This window comes from Nocardia concava NBRC 100430, assembly GCF_000308815.1.
In the GTDB taxonomy this organism is placed as follows: Bacteria; Actinomycetota; Actinomycetes; order Mycobacteriales; family Mycobacteriaceae; genus Nocardia; species Nocardia concava.
On the sequence record NZ_BAFX01000121.1, the window covers coordinates 14,663 to 30,294 of the forward strand.

The 15,632-nt window shown below is 67.4% G+C and carries 16 protein-coding genes and 1 riboswitch; of the genes, 8 read left to right on the forward strand and 8 right to left on the reverse strand.

From position 1 onward, the window contains the following. Positions 1 to 3: 3 nt before the first annotated feature. Entirely contained in the window at positions 4 to 414 is a 411-nt protein-coding gene (locus ON43_RS28135; protein ID WP_245568783.1) for a DUF488 domain-containing protein, read from the reverse strand. Between ON43_RS28135 and ON43_RS28140 the strand changes: the two genes are divergently transcribed. Both ON43_RS28140 and ON43_RS28145 read left to right on the forward strand, forming a co-directional pair. Continuing rightward, positions 413 to 685 (forward strand): hypothetical protein, encoded by a 273-nt coding sequence (locus tag ON43_RS28140; protein ID WP_040812319.1) that lies wholly within the window; start codon positions 413 to 415, stop codon positions 683 to 685. The two genes, ON43_RS28135 and ON43_RS28140, sit on opposite strands and share 2 nt — an antisense overlap. A 74-nt stretch (positions 686 to 759) precedes the next feature. Further along, positions 760 to 1,632 (forward strand): pirin family protein, encoded by an 873-nt coding sequence (locus ON43_RS28145; RefSeq protein ID WP_040812321.1) that lies wholly within the window; start codon positions 760 to 762, stop codon positions 1,630 to 1,632. Between the two features lie 18 nt (positions 1,633 to 1,650). Here the strand turns inward: ON43_RS28145 and ON43_RS28150 are convergent, their stop codons facing one another. From ON43_RS28150 to ON43_RS28160, 3 genes are all read right to left on the reverse strand, one after another. Further along, positions 1,651 to 2,571 (reverse strand): NADP-dependent oxidoreductase, encoded by a 921-nt coding sequence (locus ON43_RS28150; RefSeq protein ID WP_040812322.1) that lies wholly within the window; start codon positions 2,569 to 2,571, stop codon positions 1,651 to 1,653. A gap of 209 nt (positions 2,572 to 2,780) precedes the next feature. Then, positions 2,781 to 4,076, reverse strand: coding sequence for a serine hydroxymethyltransferase (glyA, locus tag ON43_RS28155; RefSeq protein WP_040812351.1), 1,296 nt, complete (start codon positions 4,074 to 4,076; stop codon positions 2,781 to 2,783). A gap of 105 nt (positions 4,077 to 4,181) precedes the next feature. Beyond that, positions 4,182 to 4,266, reverse strand: a riboswitch (ZMP/ZTP riboswitch). Positions 4,267 to 4,268: 2 nt separating this feature from the next. Next, positions 4,269 to 5,468 (reverse strand): hypothetical protein, encoded by a 1,200-nt coding sequence (locus tag ON43_RS28160; protein ID WP_040812323.1) that lies wholly within the window; start codon positions 5,466 to 5,468, stop codon positions 4,269 to 4,271. A 321-nt stretch (positions 5,469 to 5,789) separates the two neighbouring features. Between ON43_RS28160 and coaA the strand changes: the two genes are divergently transcribed. Continuing rightward, positions 5,790 to 6,722 carry a type I pantothenate kinase gene (coaA, locus tag ON43_RS28165; RefSeq protein WP_040812324.1) on the forward strand — a complete coding sequence of 311 codons (933 nt, stop codon included), beginning with the start codon at positions 5,790 to 5,792 and terminating at the stop codon, positions 6,720 to 6,722. Between the two features lie 18 nt (positions 6,723 to 6,740). On the opposite strand, the gene ON43_RS28170 is transcribed toward coaA, so the two are convergent. Both ON43_RS28170 and ON43_RS28175 read right to left on the reverse strand, forming a co-directional pair. Beyond that, entirely contained in the window at positions 6,741 to 7,346 is a 606-nt protein-coding gene (locus ON43_RS28170; RefSeq protein ID WP_051179368.1) for a hypothetical protein, read from the reverse strand. A 149-nt stretch (positions 7,347 to 7,495) separates the two neighbouring features. Further along, positions 7,496 to 8,275 carry an isoprenyl transferase gene (locus ON43_RS28175; protein WP_040812325.1) on the reverse strand — a complete coding sequence of 260 codons (780 nt, stop codon included), beginning with the start codon at positions 8,273 to 8,275 and terminating at the stop codon, positions 7,496 to 7,498. Positions 8,276 to 8,418: 143 nt separating this feature from the next. Here ON43_RS28175 and trhA point away from each other — a divergent pair, with 143 nt between their 5' ends. The 3 genes from trhA to ON43_RS42850 all read left to right on the forward strand — a co-directional run bounded on the left by trhA (position 8,419) and on the right by ON43_RS42850 (position 11,473). Next, positions 8,419 to 9,126: a PAQR family membrane homeostasis protein TrhA gene (gene trhA / locus ON43_RS28180; RefSeq protein ID WP_051179369.1), complete on the forward strand. Its 708-nt coding sequence runs from the start codon at positions 8,419 to 8,421 to the stop codon at positions 9,124 to 9,126. A gap of 72 nt (positions 9,127 to 9,198) precedes the next feature. Continuing rightward, positions 9,199 to 10,770 carry an adenylate/guanylate cyclase domain-containing protein gene (locus tag ON43_RS28185; RefSeq protein WP_245568784.1) on the forward strand — a complete coding sequence of 524 codons (1,572 nt, stop codon included), beginning with the start codon at positions 9,199 to 9,201 and terminating at the stop codon, positions 10,768 to 10,770. 220 nt (positions 10,771 to 10,990) lie between these two features. After that, positions 10,991 to 11,473: a hypothetical protein gene (locus tag ON43_RS42850; protein WP_051179370.1), complete on the forward strand. Its 483-nt coding sequence runs from the start codon at positions 10,991 to 10,993 to the stop codon at positions 11,471 to 11,473. 34 nt (positions 11,474 to 11,507) lie between these two features. On the opposite strand, the gene ON43_RS28195 is transcribed toward ON43_RS42850, so the two are convergent. After that, positions 11,508 to 13,604: a thioredoxin domain-containing protein gene (locus ON43_RS28195; RefSeq protein ID WP_040812326.1), complete on the reverse strand. Its 2,097-nt coding sequence runs from the start codon at positions 13,602 to 13,604 to the stop codon at positions 11,508 to 11,510. Between the two features lie 36 nt (positions 13,605 to 13,640). On the opposite strand from ON43_RS28195, the gene ON43_RS28200 reads away from it, so the two are divergent. Next, positions 13,641 to 14,141, forward strand: coding sequence for an LmeA family phospholipid-binding protein (locus ON43_RS28200; RefSeq protein WP_051179371.1), 501 nt, complete (start codon positions 13,641 to 13,643; stop codon positions 14,139 to 14,141). A gap of 24 nt (positions 14,142 to 14,165) precedes the next feature. Here ON43_RS28200 and ON43_RS28205 read toward each other — a convergent pair whose 3' ends face one another. Continuing rightward, on the reverse strand, positions 14,166 to 14,666 hold the full coding sequence (locus tag ON43_RS28205; RefSeq protein ID WP_245568785.1) for a MarR family winged helix-turn-helix transcriptional regulator: 501 nt from the start codon (positions 14,664 to 14,666) through the stop codon (positions 14,166 to 14,168). A 150-nt stretch (positions 14,667 to 14,816) separates the two neighbouring features. Between ON43_RS28205 and ON43_RS28210 the strand changes: the two genes are divergently transcribed. Beyond that, on the forward strand, positions 14,817 to 15,629 hold the full coding sequence (locus ON43_RS28210; RefSeq protein ID WP_051179372.1) for an SGNH/GDSL hydrolase family protein: 813 nt from the start codon (positions 14,817 to 14,819) through the stop codon (positions 15,627 to 15,629). Positions 15,630 to 15,632: the final 3 nt, after the last annotated feature.

Genomic DNA, 15,632 nt, shown 5'->3' on the forward strand with positions numbered 1-15,632 from the left:
GCGTTAACGCCTGTCCGCTCTGCGTGATTCGCGCAATTCATCGAGCAGCACCGGGACATGGCTGTGCTCGGGTTCCTTGGTGGCCGTGACCAGCGTCAACGGACCCTCGGCGGCCTCTTTCCGCAGGCGCGCCAACCCCTCCCGCGCACCCTCGTCCCCGAGCTCGATTCGATACCTCCGTTCGAACTCCGCACGGCGTGTCTGCGGATCCGCGTGATACCACTTGCGGAGCTCGTTCGAGGGGGTCACCTCCTTGGCCCATTCGTCGATGCCCGCCGCCTGTTTGCTGATGCCACGCGGCCAGAGCCGGTCCACCAGCACCCGGCGGCCGTCCTCGGCGTCGGGTGCGTCGTAGACGCGCTTGACCCGGTACCTCGGTTGCTGTGCCATGGCCTCCATTACAGTCGAGGTCATGGCCGAAATCGCGGATCTGGAAAGCTTGTCCACCAAGGACCTACACGACCGTGCCGTGAAGCTCGCGGCCCGGCGGGGCGACATCAAGTTCCTGTGGGAACTGCTGAAGTCGATTCCGGGAGCCGAGGTCGCGGCGGGCAATCAGGGCGAGGGTGAGGTCGATATCTGGAATACCGCGGCCCTGCTCGACGACTACGTCCACGCCGGTGAGGGCAAGATCGGCGAGGTGCTGCGCCCGATGTACGTGGACTACCTCAGCAAGCACGCCTGAGCCGCGCCGGAATACCTCACCCTCGCCGGCCGTTGGTTGACTTGTCACCAATTTCTCGGCCAGGAGGAGAGCGCATGACCACAACAGTCACGGTTCCGCGCAAGGTGGACCGCGTCCGGACCAAGGCGATGGGTGGGCCGACCGATCAGGTCGACAAGAACGCGCTGATCATCGCGCCCGACGATGTGACCCGCACCGATCCGTTCCTGCTCATGGCCGAGGATTGGTTCTCCTCCCCCGGCTTCGAATGGCATCCGCACCGCGGCCTGGAGACCGTCACCGTGGTGCTCGACGGCGTCCTCGAACACGGCGACAGCCTCGGCCACGCGGGGGCGCTGGAACCCGGCGACGTGCAGTGGATGACCGCCGGACGCGGAATCATCCACCGCGAGTTGGCCTTCCGCAACGAGCACGCGCACACGCTGCAGCTGTGGCTGAATCTGCCGACCGACAAGCGCATGGTCGAGACGCGCTATCAGGATGTGCGACAGGCGGATCAGGCGCGGATCGAAGCGCCCGGGGTGCTGGTGCGCGTCGTCTCCGGCAATCCCGGTGAGGTCACCGGACCGGCCGAGAACCATTGGCCGATAACGGGTCTGCTGGTGACCTTGGAACCGGGCAGCAGCTACAGCCCGGTGTTGTCGCCCGAGGACCGCGCGTTCGCCTACGTCATCGCAGGTGCGGCGTCCGTCGGCGGAACCACGGTCTCCGAGGGCCAGATCGCCTGGTCGGATCCTATGGTCGCCGCCGAACCGACCACCCTGGAGCTGCGCGGTATCGATCCGGATCGGCCGACCACGGTAATGGTGTTCTCCGGCAAGCCGATTCGCGAGCGGATCGTCTTCGGCGGCCCGTTCGTCATGGGCAGTCGCGACGAGATCGAAGAGGCGTTCCTCGATTTCCGCCGCGGCAAGTTCGGCCCGATCCCGCGCCTGGCTCGCTTGTAACCCGCGCCCCGAGAGGGATCAGGGATGCAGCACGATCTTCCCGTGAGTGTGGCGGCGTTCCAACTCCTTATACGCCGCACTCACCTCGGATAGTGGATACGTTGCGGCAATGGGGATTTCGAGCGTGCCCGCCGCGACCAGATCGGCAAGCTCGGCCACCACGTCGATGGTGTCGGCGGCGGCATTGCCCTCGAACTTGACCCCGAACCGCCGGACCGCCTCGATATCGATAATGGTGTCGATCCGCTCCGGCTTCACCCCGAACGCAATGGCCTGTTCGACGTAACCCGAGCCGTACGTATCGATGAAGGCATCCATCCCACCCGGCGCGGCATCCCGCAGGTGCTCCACGAGCCCATCACCGTAAACGACCGGTATCACACCTTTTTCACGCAACCAGTCCTGATTCGACGGGCCCGCGATACCGATCACCACGGCGCCACGCTCGCGAAGCAGTTGCACCACAATGGATCCCACCCCTCCTGCGGCACCGGAAACGCCGACCACATCCCCCTTCTCCGCCTCGACCGCGCGCACAGTCGCGAAAGCCGTTGTCCCCGCGACGAACAGCGCCCCTGCCACATCCCACGGCACCGCCGCGGGCTTGGGCGTCACCTGATCCGCGGGAACCCGCACATGAGTCGCGTGCGCCGCCCGCTCATTGGTGAACCCGATGACCTCATCCCCCTCCGCGATCCCGCTCACCCCCGCCCCGACCTCGGCGATCCGTCCCGCGAAATCGCTGCCCTGCCCGGACGGAAACGTGGTCGGCCACTGCTCGTGCAACAACCCGCTCCGAATGGCCGCCTCCCCCGGATTGATCCCCGTGGCGACGACCCGCACCACGACTTCTCCCGGCCCCGCCTGCGGCTCCGGGATCTCGACCACCCGCAACACATCACTACCGCCGTACTCGTCGAACCTGACCGCCCGCGCCATGCCACACCTCTTCCATCGACCTTCCCTTTCCGATGGAGTTCCACCTGAGGCCCGCCTGACACGGGAAATCTCACCCCGATCTCGCCCCTCGCACGCCTCAGCCCGCGCGCCCCTGCGTCGCGGCGGAGCGAACCCCACCCCTCCCCACAACAAAGCCCGCCGCGATCGTCAGATCGCGGCGGGCTCTTGGTCTTTCGAGTATGGGCTGCTCAGCCGAGCAGCTTCCAGTCCTCCAGGCCGTCGTACAGCGGGAACTCCTGAGCCAGCTTGGAAACCCGCTGACGCAGGGAATCCAGATCAGCCGAGCCGGTCAGCGCGGCGGCGATGATCTCCGCAACCTCGGTGAACTCGGTGTCGCCGAAGCCGCGGGTGGCCAGCGCCGGGGTGCCGATGCGCAGGCCGGAGGTGACCATCGGCGGGCGCGGGTCGAACGGAACGGCGTTGCGGTTCACGGTGATTCCGATCTCGTGCAGCAGATCCTCGCCCTGCTGGCCGTCGAGCTCGGAGTTGCGCAGGTCGACCAGGACCAGGTGCACGTCGGTGCCGCCGGTGAGGACGTTGACGCCCTTGGCCTTGGCGTCGGCCTGGGTCAGTCGCTCGGCGATGATCTTCGCGCCGGACAGGGTGCGCGCCTGGCGTTCGGCGAATTCCGCGCCCGCGGCGATCTTGAAGGCCACGGCCTTGGCGGCGATGGCGTGCATGAGCGGACCGCCCTGCTGACCCGGGAACACCGCCGAGTTCAGCTTCTTGGCGAACTCCTCCTTGGCCAGGATCAGGCCGGAGCGCGGGCCGCCGAGGGTCTTGTGCACGGTGGAGGACACGACGTGGGCGTGCGGGACGGGCGACGGGTGCAGGCCCGCGGCGACCAGACCGGCGAAGTGCGCCATGTCGACCCACAGGTACGCGCCGACCTCGTCGGCGATCTCGCGGAAGGCCGCGAAGTCCAGGTGCCGCGGGTAGGCGGACCAACCGGCGACGATCACCTTCGGCCGGGTCTCCTTGGCGAGCTTGCGCACCTCGTCCATGTCGACGCGGTGGTCTTCCTTGGAGACGCCGTAGGCGTGCACCTCGTAGAGCTTGCCCGAGAAGTTCAGGCGCATGCCGTGGGTGAGGTGGCCGCCGTGCGCGAGGTCGAGGCCGAGCAGCTTCTCGCCCGGGGTCATCAGCGCGTGCAGCACGGCCGCGTTGGCCTGCGCACCCGAATGCGGCTGCACGTTGGCGTATTCTGCGCCGAACAGCTCGGTGACGCGGGCGCGGGCCAGATCCTCGACGATGTCGACGTTCTCGCAGCCGCCGTAGTAGCGGCGACCCGGGTAGCCCTCGGCGTACTTGTTGGTGAGGACGCTGCCCTGCGCCTGCAGCACCGCGCGCGGCACGAAGTTCTCCGAGGCGATCATCTCGAGGGTGTCGCGCTGGCGGGCGAGCTCGCCGCCCATCGCGGACGCGACCTCGGGATCGAGTTCGGCGAGGGACTGGGAGTTGACAGAGGCGCTCGTCTGGGTCACGCCGCCGAGTCTATTGGCCGAATCCGCCGCACCATCCAGGGGGTTGATTGTGTCGCTCATCGCGCACCTCTCCGTATTACGGGTACCCCGAACGAATCGGGGATCGTCGGGCACCCAGGCGCGCGGTGCCGGACTTCGGTGCTTCCCGGTGGTTGTTTCCACCTCGAGTGCGCCAGTCGCGGTGGCCCTATCTTAGCCTTGTCGCCGGATCGCGCCCGGCGTGAGGGGCTCGTCCAGGAGGCGGCGGAATCGCTCGGACCGATCGTCGGAATCGGCCGCCCGGTCCAGCCAACCACCCAGCAGGCGATAGCCCTCCACGTAGGTGGAGATGTAGGCCCGCCACAGCGGCGAGGACAGGAAGCGCAGCGACTGCCGGGCCCGCTCGGGCGTGCTCAGGCTCCAGCGCTGCAGGAATTCCGCCACCTCATCGGCATCGCGGCCGCGGTCGTGCAGCAGCAGCGCGGCGTCCTGGCGCACGGCGAGCAGATTGGCCGAGGCGGTCGAAACCTGTTCGGCGCGTTCACCGTCGAAGCGCAGGCCCAGGTCGGCGTAGATCTCCTGCGCCCAGCGGCCCCAGCCCTTGCCGACGATGGACTTCAGCGCGAGATCCGCCAAACCCTCGGCCATCAGGCACTGCGGGGTGTTGACCACGAACAGTGTCTGCTCGTCCTGCCCGGCCCCCACCAGCCCGGCCTCCTTGCGGCAGTGCTCGGTGTGATGGCCCGGGTAGGACTCGTGTGCGATCAGATGCGGCAGCTGCGACATGTGCTGCTTGAGATCGGAGTTGATGGCCACCCGGGACTGGTAGTTGCCCAGGTAATAGTTGAAGCCCGACCACGGCTTGTCGCCCACCACTTCGTATTCCACATGCTCGTTGTCGGGCAGCGGATAGCGTTCGCGGACCAGTTCGCGCAGCGCGCCGGAGAACGCGGCCACGCATTCCTTCAGCCGCTCGGGCGGGATCTCGTCCTGACGGCGGTGCGCGGTAATGCGATCCAGCAGCGGGCCCTCGCCGGGCAGCACCTCGTCGAGTTGCCGGTGCGCCTCGCGGTAGTCCTCCGTGTCGCCGGGCGCGATGTCCACATCGAAGTAGGCGCGCACCTCGTCGATGAAGTTGATGTCCTCGCCCGCGAATTTGCGACCCGAGCATTCGAGGGCACGCAGGTGCGCGTCGAGGAATTCGACTCGCTCGGCCGAGAGTCCGGCGTCCGGAAGTTCCTTGCGCAGCGCGGCGGCCCGGTGTGCGAGGTCGCGCGGTTCGGGCGCGGGCGCGTTCTCCACCTCGCGCCGCAACGCCGGATCACCGGTGTAGGCGTCGACGAAGCCCTCTTCGAGCCGGTCGAATGCCAGTCCCAGCCGCAGATATTCGGTGACCAGAGGATGCGCTGCCATCCCACGACCCTAGGCGATCCACCCGGCACTCCGCCCGGTCATCCCGTGCCATTCCCGGGGTCATCCCATGGTCATCCCGGCGGGCACATCGGCCCGAATCCGCCTGTCGTGCAGACTCACCGGCCCAACCCAATGGTTGCGATGTGGCAGATCCCACTCTGGTTACCGGCGAGTAGCAATACCTGGTGTTCACCCCGATGTTGGAGCCGAGCACAATTCGGCTATGCGTGGAGTGTTGGCCGGATCGCCGGGCACGGCGACGATGCGGCTTCCCGAAAGCTGTTGTAGTTGTCGGCCGACCCGAGTGCGGGGACACGAGTAATGGCACGGATGAGCGAGCCCAGCCCCTACGTGGAATTCGACCGCAAGCAGTGGCGAACCCTGCGCAAGTCGACTCCCCTGGTGCTGACCGAGGAAGAACTGGTCGGCCTGCGCGGCCTGGGTGAGCAGATCGACCTCGAGGAAGTCGCCGAGGTCTACCTGCCCCTCGCGCGTCTGATCCACCTGCAGGTCGCCGCCCGGCAGCGGCTGTTCGCCGCCACCGCCACCTTCCTCGGCGAGACCCACCCCGACCGCCAGGTTCCGTTCGTCATCGGCGTGGCCGGCTCGGTCGCGGTCGGCAAGTCCACCACCGCGCGCGTGCTGCAGGCGCTGCTGGCGCGCTGGGACCACCACCCGCGGGTGGATCTGGTCACCACCGACGGATTCCTCTACCCGACAGCCGAACTCACCCGGCGCGGGATCATGCACCGCAAGGGCTTCCCGGAGTCCTACGACCGCCGCAAGCTGCTGCGTTTCGTCACCGAGGTGAAATCCGGTGCGTCCGAGGTGTGCGCGCCGGTCTACTCGCACATCGCCTACGACATCGTGCCGGGCGAATACCACTGCGTGCGCCAGCCCGACATCCTCATCGTCGAGGGCCTGAACGTGCTGCAGACCGGTCCGCGGCTCATGGTCTCGGACCTGTTCGACTTCTCGGTCTATGTGGACGCGCGCATCGAGGACATCGAGAACTGGTACGTGCAGCGGTTCCTGTCACTGCAGAAGACCGCGTTCCAGGACCCGAATTCGCACTTCCATCACTACGCGAACTTCAACGAGCAGGAAGCCGTCAACCAGGCGAAAGAGATCTGGCACAACATCAACCGGCCGAATCTGGTGGAGAACATCCTGCCCACCCGCCCGCGCGCGACCCTGGTGCTGCGCAAGGATTCCGACCACTCCATCAACCGGCTCCGGCTGCGCAAGCTCTAGCTTCCAGGCGGCCGAGCTCTAAAGCTTCCAAGCCGCATCGAGTCTGGCGGCGACATCGATATCGGTGGCCGCCTGGATGTGCGGTTTACAGATCTCCGCGGCGATGTAGCGCGCCACGAAGCGGCGAATCTCGTGATCGACGCTGGCCAGAATGCGTAGCACCTCACCACGCCGGGTCGCGCTCGCGACATTGATGCGCACATTGCTCGGCTGCGGCTCGTCGATTTCGATGAGCACCCGCAAAGGCTCGGCGGTGCGCACGGTCAGATGCAGGTGAATGGTGCCGTCCACCCGGAACGGATAGCGATCCACCGCCAGATCGACGAGCAGATCGACCTTGAGCGGGATCACCAGATCGAACGAAATGATGTCGTCCACTTCGCGATTCAGCCGCGGCTGCCCCAGCCGCACGGTGGCCGAGAGTTTCGCGAGCTTGCCCGGCCCCGCCCCGATCGGCCCGAATTCGAAGGCCTCCCCGGTGAGTTTCTCGAACGCCCCCGCTATCCGTTCGGTGGATGCCGCGTATTCGAGAAAGGCCCGGCCGAACGTCTCGTAACTGATGTACGGCACCGCCACGACCTGGGTCTCCGCGGGGCCACCCTGCCCCTCGTACAGCTCGCTCATGCCTCCGCTTCGCTCCGGCACGAGCGAGGGCTCGACTGTGCCATTTGTTCGCTCGCTGCGCTCGCTCATGCAAATCGACGGTACGCGAGCAAGGTTGCGGCGAACCCGGAACACATTGCACTGCAACGGAACCGTTGGTTCGCCGTGTTCTAGACCCCGAAGCGCCGGTGCCGGGCCGCGTAATCACGCAGCGCCCGCAGGAAATCCACGCGCCGGAATTCCGGCCAGTACGCCTCGGTGAACCAGATCTCCGAATAGGCGCTCTGCCACAACAGGAATCCCGAGAGCCGCTGCTCGCCGGAGGTGCGGATGACGAGGTCGGGATCGGGCTGGCCGGAGGTGTAGAGGTGCTGGCCGATGGCGTCCACGGTGATGGACTGCACCAGATCCTCGCCGGTCTCCCCCGCGTCCATCTCCTGGCGGACCAGTGAGCGCACGGCGTCGGCGATCTCCTGGCGGCCGCCGTAACCGATCGCGACGTTCACATGCACGCCGGTGCGGCCCTCGGTGGACTTGGCGGCCTCGCTGAGCCTGCGCGCCATCTCCCCGGGCAGCTGATCGAGCGCGCCGACGATCCGGACGCTCCAATCCTGTTCCGGCGCAGACAGTTCGTCCACGACGTCGGTGATCACCTCGAAGAGAGTCTCCAACTCGTCGGAGTCGCGTCTGAGGTTCTCGGTGGAGAGCAGGTAGAGGGTCACCATCTCGATGCCCGCCTCGCCGCACCACCCGACCAGCTCGGCGATCTTCAACGCCCCGACCCGATGGCCGTGGCTGATATCGCTGAAACCGTTTTCCCGTGCCCAGCGCCGGTTGCCATCACACATCACGGCGACATGCCTGGGATGTTGTTTGCCCGCCAGCTGCTGGGCCAGCCGCTTCTCATATATGCGATATGGGAGCCCACGCACCTGACTCGCAACCTTCACGCGGGCAACCCTACGCCCCCGTGGCGAATAGCGGAGCGACCGGGACACAGCTCCGAAACACGGGGGACACTTCGTGACGACACCCACTCGACCGGCCCGCACGCCCTAACCTACGGTACCGTAGGTTACCGAGGAGGAAACTTATGTCCGACACTGTGCAGCCCGCCACCCCCGTGGCGGAGGTCTTCGAGACTGTCCGGGAAGAGCTGGCACTGATCAAGCCCCGCATGCGCGGGTGGATCCACGCGTGGGCGGTGGGTGTGGCCGCGATCGCGGGCATCGTGCTGGTCGCGGTGGCGAGCACGGTGTCCGCGAAGGCCGGATGGTCGACGCTGGTGTACGCCATCACCGTGTGCGGCGTCTTCGGGATCAGCGCCACCTATCACCGGGTGAACTGGAAGACCGCTCGCGCGCGCATGTGGATGAAGCGGGCCGATCACAGCATGATCTTCCTGTTCATCGCGGGCAGCTACACGCCGTTCGCGTTGCTGGGTGTGCGCGGCGCGGCCGGGACGGTGCTGCTGTCCGTCGTCTGGGCCGGGGCGCTGGCCGGGGTGGCGCTGAAGATGCTGTGGCCCACCGCGCCTCGCTGGGTCGGGGTGCCGCTGTATCTGCTGCTGGGCTGGGCCATCGTCCCGGTGGCCGGGACGCTCATCACCAATGTCGGCTGGACGCCGGTGCTTCTGCTGCTGGCCGGCGGTATCGCCTACAGCGTGGGCGGGATCCTGTACGCCTCGCGCTGGCCGGACCCGTGGCCGGAGGTGTTCGGGCATCACGAGTTCTTCCATGCCGCAACGGTGGTCGCGGCTTTGTGCCACTACATCGCGGTGTGGCTGGTGCTGCTCAGCTGATCCGCTTGTCGATCTCGGAGTAATTACACACAAACGTGCAATCAGGGCCGAAAGGTCTCTAGAGTCTGCGACGTGACCAGCAGACTCATCCTGTGGGCGCTGCGTGCGCGTGGGGGTCTGTCGGCTGTCGTGATGGCGTGCAACCTCAGCGGCCTCGCGGTGATCACCACCGAACTGTTCCTGAGTGGCTTCCTGGGCCGGCTCGGGTCGGATTGGATGCGCACCTTCGTCTATGTGTCGATCTATCCGACGATCGGCGCGCTGGTCGGCATCATCCTGGCGGTGCGGGATCGCCGCCACTACTTCGGCTGGCTGGACCAGCGCCGCCCGCCTACCGAGGGCGAGGCGAAACGGCTACTGCAGCTGCCGCTCTCGATCACCGGGCGGGCGCTGGCCATCTGGCTGCCCGGCGTGATCGTCGCGGCGGCCATCTTCTCGCATGCCACCGAGGAACGCAGCTTTCCCGTCGTGCTGTCCATGTTCGTCCTCGGCGGGCTGGAGTCGGCGGCGCTGACCTTCCTGATCGTGGACCGGCTCATCCGGCCGACCATTCCGGTGGTGGCCGAGGTGCTCGACGAGACCGCGCACTGGAGCAATACCGTGCTGGCCCGGGTGCTGGTCACCTTCGCGGTGGCGGGCGCGGTGCCGCTGTTCATGTTGATCACCGTGCTGGCCGATCCGTCGACCGATGCCCACGACCGGATTCGCACCGGCATCTACATGGCCATCGTCGGCCTGTCCGCGGGTGCGGTGGCGACGGCCGCGCTGGCCCGCGCGGTGGCCACGCCCATGCACACGCTGCGCGACGCGCTGGACCGGATCGCGCGCGGCGATCTCGAGGCCCGGGTGCCGATCAACAGCACCAGCGAGATCGGGCGGCTCGAGCATTCCGTGAACGAGCTGGCCGCCAATCTCAGTGAGCGCGAACGCATGCGGACGGTTTTCGGACGGCATGTGGGGACCGAGGTGGCCGAGCGGGCGCTGTCGGGCACTCCCAGCCTGACCGGCGATATGCGGGTGGTGACAGCGCTTTTCGTGGATGTGACCGGATCGGTCGCCATGGCCACCGAGCTCGCGCCGCGGGATTTCGTGGCCAAGCTGAACCGGCTGCTGTCCACCGTGGTGGCCGCCACCGAGGACAATCACGGGCTGGTCAACAAGTTCGAAGGCGATGCGGCACTGTGCATTTTCGGTGCGCCGATCGCTTTGGACGACAATGCGACCCCGGCGCTGCAGGCCGCGCGGCGGATTCGTGACGAGGTGGCGGCGCTGGGCGAACTCGATGTCGGGATCGGGATCGCGCGGGGGCTGGTGTTCGCTGGGGATGTCGGCACCGACACCCGGCTGGAGTTCACCGTGATCGGCGATGCCGTCAACGAGGCGGCGCGCCTCACCACCGAGGCCAAGCGGGTGCCGCGCCGGATTCTGGCCAGTCAGGCCGTCATAGACGCCGCCTGCGACGCCGAGCGCACGAACTGGATCCACCTCGACACTCTCCAGCTCCGCGGCCGCAGAGAGCCCACTGCCTGCTGGACCGACGTCCCGTCGCCAATCCACCGCAACGGCAATGCCCCGCGGGCCGCCCAGGAACCGGCCGCACCCCCACCTCCGGCATCCGCCGCCGGCCAGGGCGTCGATCGCTAACCATTCAGCGCTCGGGCATTCAGCCGCTCGTGGTGCGTCCGCGAACCGGCTTGGACCTGGCAATACTGGGACGAGAAACATGAACTGAACACCGCTGGACTGTATGACCGGACCCGCCCGGCGGCAACGGATTATGTGCCCGTACCGATACCCGGGAACCAGGGCCGAGCAGTACCGGAGGGTGATCCGCGGCACGGGAACGCGGGCGGACAGTACCCGTATGACTGAGATCGGTGCATTCGAACGGACATCGGCGGCGGTTTGGGCGCGACCGGAGCGGGCGGTGCTGGCCTATCGGGCGATCCTCATCGCGCTCATCGCCGGAATTGCGGAAACGTTGGGGCGCATGGCCATTGTCCTCGACCGGCCCGACGCCCAGATCATCGGCGTGGCAGTCGGGCTGCTGGTTCGGGTGGCGATCTACCTCGCCGTCTTCGCGCTCGCCGCCCGCATGCTCAGCGGAAGCGTATGGGCCCGTTGGGTTCTCGTGATCGGGCTGGGCACGATCGGGTTGGCCTCGCTGGTGGTGGAGCCGCTGCGGGCGATTGCGACGGCCGATCAGCTCGGCGACGTGTTCCTCGGCTGGACCCCGAATTCGGTGGTGCTCGGCCTGTTTCGCGCCATCCACATCGCCGCGGTGCTGGTCGGTGTCCCCGCCGCCATCCTGGCGGGCCCCCGCCTCACCTCCGCCCACCACCGCTGAGTGGCACACCGGTGCGCAACCCAGCGGTTCCGGGTCAGACGGAGGCCGGTGGCAACAATCCCGCCCGGATGTCGTCGGCGGAAGTGACGGGGAGGTCGCAGACCGAGCCGCGGCAGATGTAGGCGGCCGCGGTGCCGCGCACCGGTGGCCGATCGGCCAGCAGGGGTTGCGAATTCACCGCACCCGAGACGATGACCGAGCCGCCGGGTGCGGCCAGCCGGGCCGCGGCCAGCAGGCTCGCGGCGCCGCCCGATTGGACGGCGCCGGTCGCCGTCACCGGACTGCCGAGCACATCGGATCCGCTGTCCGGGGCCTCGGCGATCGCCACCTGGATCGGCCCCCGGAGCGCGGCCTCGGCGACCGCGAGCCAGTGCCCCGCGGAACGGGGCGCCCGGGCCAGCAGTACCGCACCGCGCGCGAGTGTCAGATCGGCGAGCTGCCGGTAGCGCGACGCCGCATCGGTGTCGGCGAGCGCGGCGGCGGTGAGCAGAGCCTCGGCGAGAACCGAAGTGCCGGAAGGGGTTGCGCCGTCCAGTGGGTCACGCGGGCGGGTGAGCAGGGTTTCGGCGTCGTCGGCGGTGTCGAACCAGCTGCCCGGCGTCTCCGGATCGGCGAAGTGGGTGATGGCGGCTTCGAGGAGACGCTGCGCCTCGGAAAGCCAGTCCCCTTCGGCGGTTTGATGCAGGGCGAGCAGACCCAGCGCGAGCCAGGCGTAGTCCTCCAGCACACCGGCGGCCGAACCGGGCACCCCGCCCAGCGAGGCGCGGCAGACCCGGCCGTCGGTCACATGGGTGTCCAGCAGGTACCGGGCACACCGTGCGGCGGCCTCGATCCACTCCGGATACCCTTGCGCCGCACCGGCTTCCGCGAGCGCCACGATCGCCATGCCGTTCCAGGCGGTCACCACCTTGTCGTCCCGCTCCGGCTGGGGCCGCCGGGACCGGGCCTCGGACAGCCGTGCCCGGATCGCCTCGAACCGCTCGACATCCCCCGGCCGCGGATCGGAGTACCGCGTCAGCACCGAGGTACCGTGCTCGAAGGTGCCCGCCGTCGTGACGCCGAAAAGCTCTGCGGCCCAAGCACCGTCGAGCGCACCCAGCTCGCCGTTGAGTTCGCCGGGCGTCCACACATAGGTGGCGCCCTCCACCCCCGCCTTCCCCTTTTCCAGGTGCGTATCGGCATCGAGCGCCGATGCGAACGCGCCTTGCTCGGTCCCCAGATCCGCGAGCAGGAATTCCACGGTCTCCCGAGTCACCCTCAGCGCCAATGATTCCGGAGCCCGCCGTGCCAGATGCGCATACACCCGCAGCAATTGCGCATTGTCGTACAGCATCTTCTCGAAGTGCGGCACCACCCAGGCGGCATCCACCGAATACCGCGCGAACCCACCCCGCAACTGGTCATAGATCCCGCCCCGCGCCATCGCCTCGCAGGTGAACGAAACAGCCTGCAGCACACCGAGATCCCCGGTCAGCTCGTAATGCCGCAGCAGCCCCTCCAGCAACGCCGAAGGCGGAAACTTCGGCGCACCCCCGAACCCACCATGCTGCGAGTCCAAATCCTTCAACACCGCCCCCACCGCATGATCGAGCAATTCCGCCCCGATCCCGATCTCCCCATCCGGCAACCCCGCCGTCTGCTGCCGCAACGCCTCCCCCACCTGCGCCGCAGCGGTATTCACCTCATCCCGCCGATTCCGCCACGTCTCATCCACCGCCGTCAACAACTGCGTGAACGACGGCATCCCATGCCGAGGCGTCTTCGGGTAATAAGTCCCGCAATAGAACGGCTCCCCCGTAGGCATCAAGAAGCAGGTCATAGGCCACCCACCCTGCCCCGTCATAGCCACGGTCGCGTTCATATAAACCGCATCCAGATCAGGCCGCTCCTCCCGATCCACCTTGATGCACACGAACTTCTCGTTCATCAGCGCCGCAGTCGTCTCATCCTCGAACGACTCATGCGCCATCACATGACACCAGTGACAACTCGCATACCCGACCGACAACAGAATCGGCACATCCCGCTCCGCCGCCTCCGCCAGCGCCGCCGCATCCCACTCCCGCCAGGCGACCGGATTCTCCGCATGCTGGCGCAGGTAAGGCGAGGTAGCGCTGCCCAATCGGTTCATGTTTCCAGCCTTCCACACAACTGGGATCCTGTTGCCATGCGGACGTTGCTCATTGTGCTCATCCTGATCTGTGGACTCGCTGTCGCGGCGGACTTCGGGGCGGCGGCCTACGCCGACAATGCCGCGGGGCAGGCGATGCGCAACACCGCGAATCTCGGCTCCGACCCGACCGTCCACATCAAGGGCTTCCCGTTCCTGCTTCAGGTGGCGGAGGAGAAATACGACGATGTCGAGGTGCGAGCGAACCACGTCGGCACCGACAAGTTCGGCTTCGTCGACGTCGAAGCGAATCTCCACGGCGCCGAAGTCCCCTTCGGCGACTTGACCTCCCGCCAACTCCACAAGATCCACGTCGACCGCCTCGAAGCCACCGTCCGATTCGACGCGACGCGCCCCCTCGTACTGCTCGACGTCAGCGGCTTGCTGCCGTTCGGCGTCGTACCCACGGGCTTGCACGTGAACAACGGCAAGGTCGTGGTGACCGGCAGCGGCACGAACGTGACGGTCGATATCGACAAACTGAAATCGGGCCGCTGAACCGGCTCTGACCGGCCCGGGAGCTCAGCTCATCGTTCGATAGCCCGGGTGGACGCCCGGGGACAGGGTGTGGGCGGTGGCCAGTTTGGTGAGGAGGGTGGCGAGTTGGTCGTATTCCTCGTCACTCAGGTTTTCGAATAGTTCTGTTTCGTGGGCGACCGCCAGGGTCGCCATTCGCGCGAGCAGCTTTCCACCCTCCGGGGTGAGGTGCAGTTCGTGATTGCGGCGGTCGCTCTCGCTGCGGCGCCGCTCGATCCAGCCTTTGCGGTCCAGTGGATCTATCAGGGCCACCACCCGGCTCGGCACCACGCCCAATTCGGCGGCCAGTGACCGCTGACTGCGGCCGGGCTCGGCCGCGATCGACCGCAGGATGCCGACTTCCGGTGGCGTGAGCCCGATTTCGGCGATGCGTTCGGCGAAGCGCTGCGCCGCGTGGCCGCCCAGCTGGGCGAGCTGGAAGGCCGCCGCCCGCATGGGGCGGTTCGGGTGCGCCCGCTTCGAATCCTCTTGCTTCGCATCGACCACGGGGTCATCGTACACAGCAGCCAATCGTTCACTGCAGAGAACGATTCATTCAGATGAACGAACTCTCGTGGCCATCGCAGCCGCATTCCCCGTCGAGAATCCTGCCCCGCTCGTAATCCCTTCCCCGCCAACGATTCACAGGAGCCGAAAATGACGAACGATCTCACTGCCAAGCTCGTCCGCTTTCAGAAGCCCGAGCTGTCACTGCCCTATCTGCAGGGCATCGACGCGGCGCACATCGCGGCGCTCTTCAGTCTCGAAACCGAGGAATACCTTGCCCTATTGGAGGATCTGGAGCGTCAGGCGCGGGCCTCGGCGGCCGATCTGCTCACCGATCCGGAGATCGCCGCCCAGGTGGATCGGCTGCCGTTCGCGCCGGGCGAGCGGGTGGTCGCACTCGGAGAGAGCGGCACGGCCGACCGGCTGTCCTGGTTCGAGATCCTGGGGCATCTGGTGCGGCTGCGGCGGCCGGGGGACGGCATCGTCTTCGTCAATCTGGCCGTGGCCGGAGCTACCACCACACAGGTGCTGAAAGGTTCGGGGGCACTGGGGTTTCAGCCACCGGACTGGGTGCTGTGCCAGCTGGGCGCGAACGATGCGCAGCGGCTGGGCGCGGACGGGCCCCGGGTGGTGAGCGCCGACGAGACGGTGCGCAATGTCGACCTACTGCGCGGGCGGGCGGCCGCCGCACGCTGGGTGTGGCTCACGCCGACCGATGTGGACGAATCCCTCTTGGCCGAGTTTCCGCCCTTCCGGGCCGCCGGAATCAGCTGGCGGGCAAAGGATCTAGCGGAGACTGCGGCGGATCTGGACGCCCGGCCCGAGGTGGTGATCGACGTCCTCACGGCCACCCACCCCGTACCCGGGCGGCGACTGTTCGAACCCGACGGCGTCCACCTCACCCCGGCCGGGCAGGTGGACGTGGCGCGGGTCATCGTGGCCGAGCTGGCCCGGCTGAGCTGAGGA

What these genes read in the sequence shown, in the direction of transcription:
- ON43_RS28170 (WP_051179368.1), bottom strand. Translation starts at nt 7,346, where the DNA reads ATGAGCGAGCTGTACGAGGGGCAGGGTGGCCCCGCGGAGACCCAGGTC.
- ON43_RS28210 (WP_051179372.1), top strand. Translation starts at nt 14,817, where the DNA reads ATGACGAACGATCTCACTGCCAAGCTCGTCCGCTTTCAGAAGCCCGAG.
- ON43_RS28145 (WP_040812321.1), top strand. Translation starts at nt 760, where the DNA reads ATGACCACAACAGTCACGGTTCCGCGCAAGGTGGACCGCGTCCGGACC.
- ON43_RS28140 (WP_040812319.1), top strand. Translation starts at nt 413, where the DNA reads ATGGCCGAAATCGCGGATCTGGAAAGCTTGTCCACCAAGGACCTACAC.
- trhA (WP_051179369.1), top strand. Translation starts at nt 8,419, where the DNA reads ATGTCCGACACTGTGCAGCCCGCCACCCCCGTGGCGGAGGTCTTCGAG.
- ON43_RS28200 (WP_051179371.1), top strand. Translation starts at nt 13,641, where the DNA reads ATGCGGACGTTGCTCATTGTGCTCATCCTGATCTGTGGACTCGCTGTC.
- ON43_RS28150 (WP_040812322.1), bottom strand. Translation starts at nt 2,571, where the DNA reads ATGGCGCGGGCGGTCAGGTTCGACGAGTACGGCGGTAGTGATGTGTTG.
- ON43_RS28195 (WP_040812326.1), bottom strand. Translation starts at nt 13,604, where the DNA reads ATGAACCGATTGGGCAGCGCTACCTCGCCTTACCTGCGCCAGCATGCG.
- ON43_RS42850 (WP_051179370.1), top strand. Translation starts at nt 10,991, where the DNA reads ATGACTGAGATCGGTGCATTCGAACGGACATCGGCGGCGGTTTGGGCG.
- ON43_RS28160 (WP_040812323.1), bottom strand. Translation starts at nt 5,468, where the DNA reads ATGGCAGCGCATCCTCTGGTCACCGAATATCTGCGGCTGGGACTGGCA.
- ON43_RS28135 (WP_245568783.1), bottom strand. Translation starts at nt 414, where the DNA reads ATGACCTCGACTGTAATGGAGGCCATGGCACAGCAACCGAGGTACCGG.
- coaA (WP_040812324.1), top strand. Translation starts at nt 5,790, where the DNA reads ATGGCACGGATGAGCGAGCCCAGCCCCTACGTGGAATTCGACCGCAAG.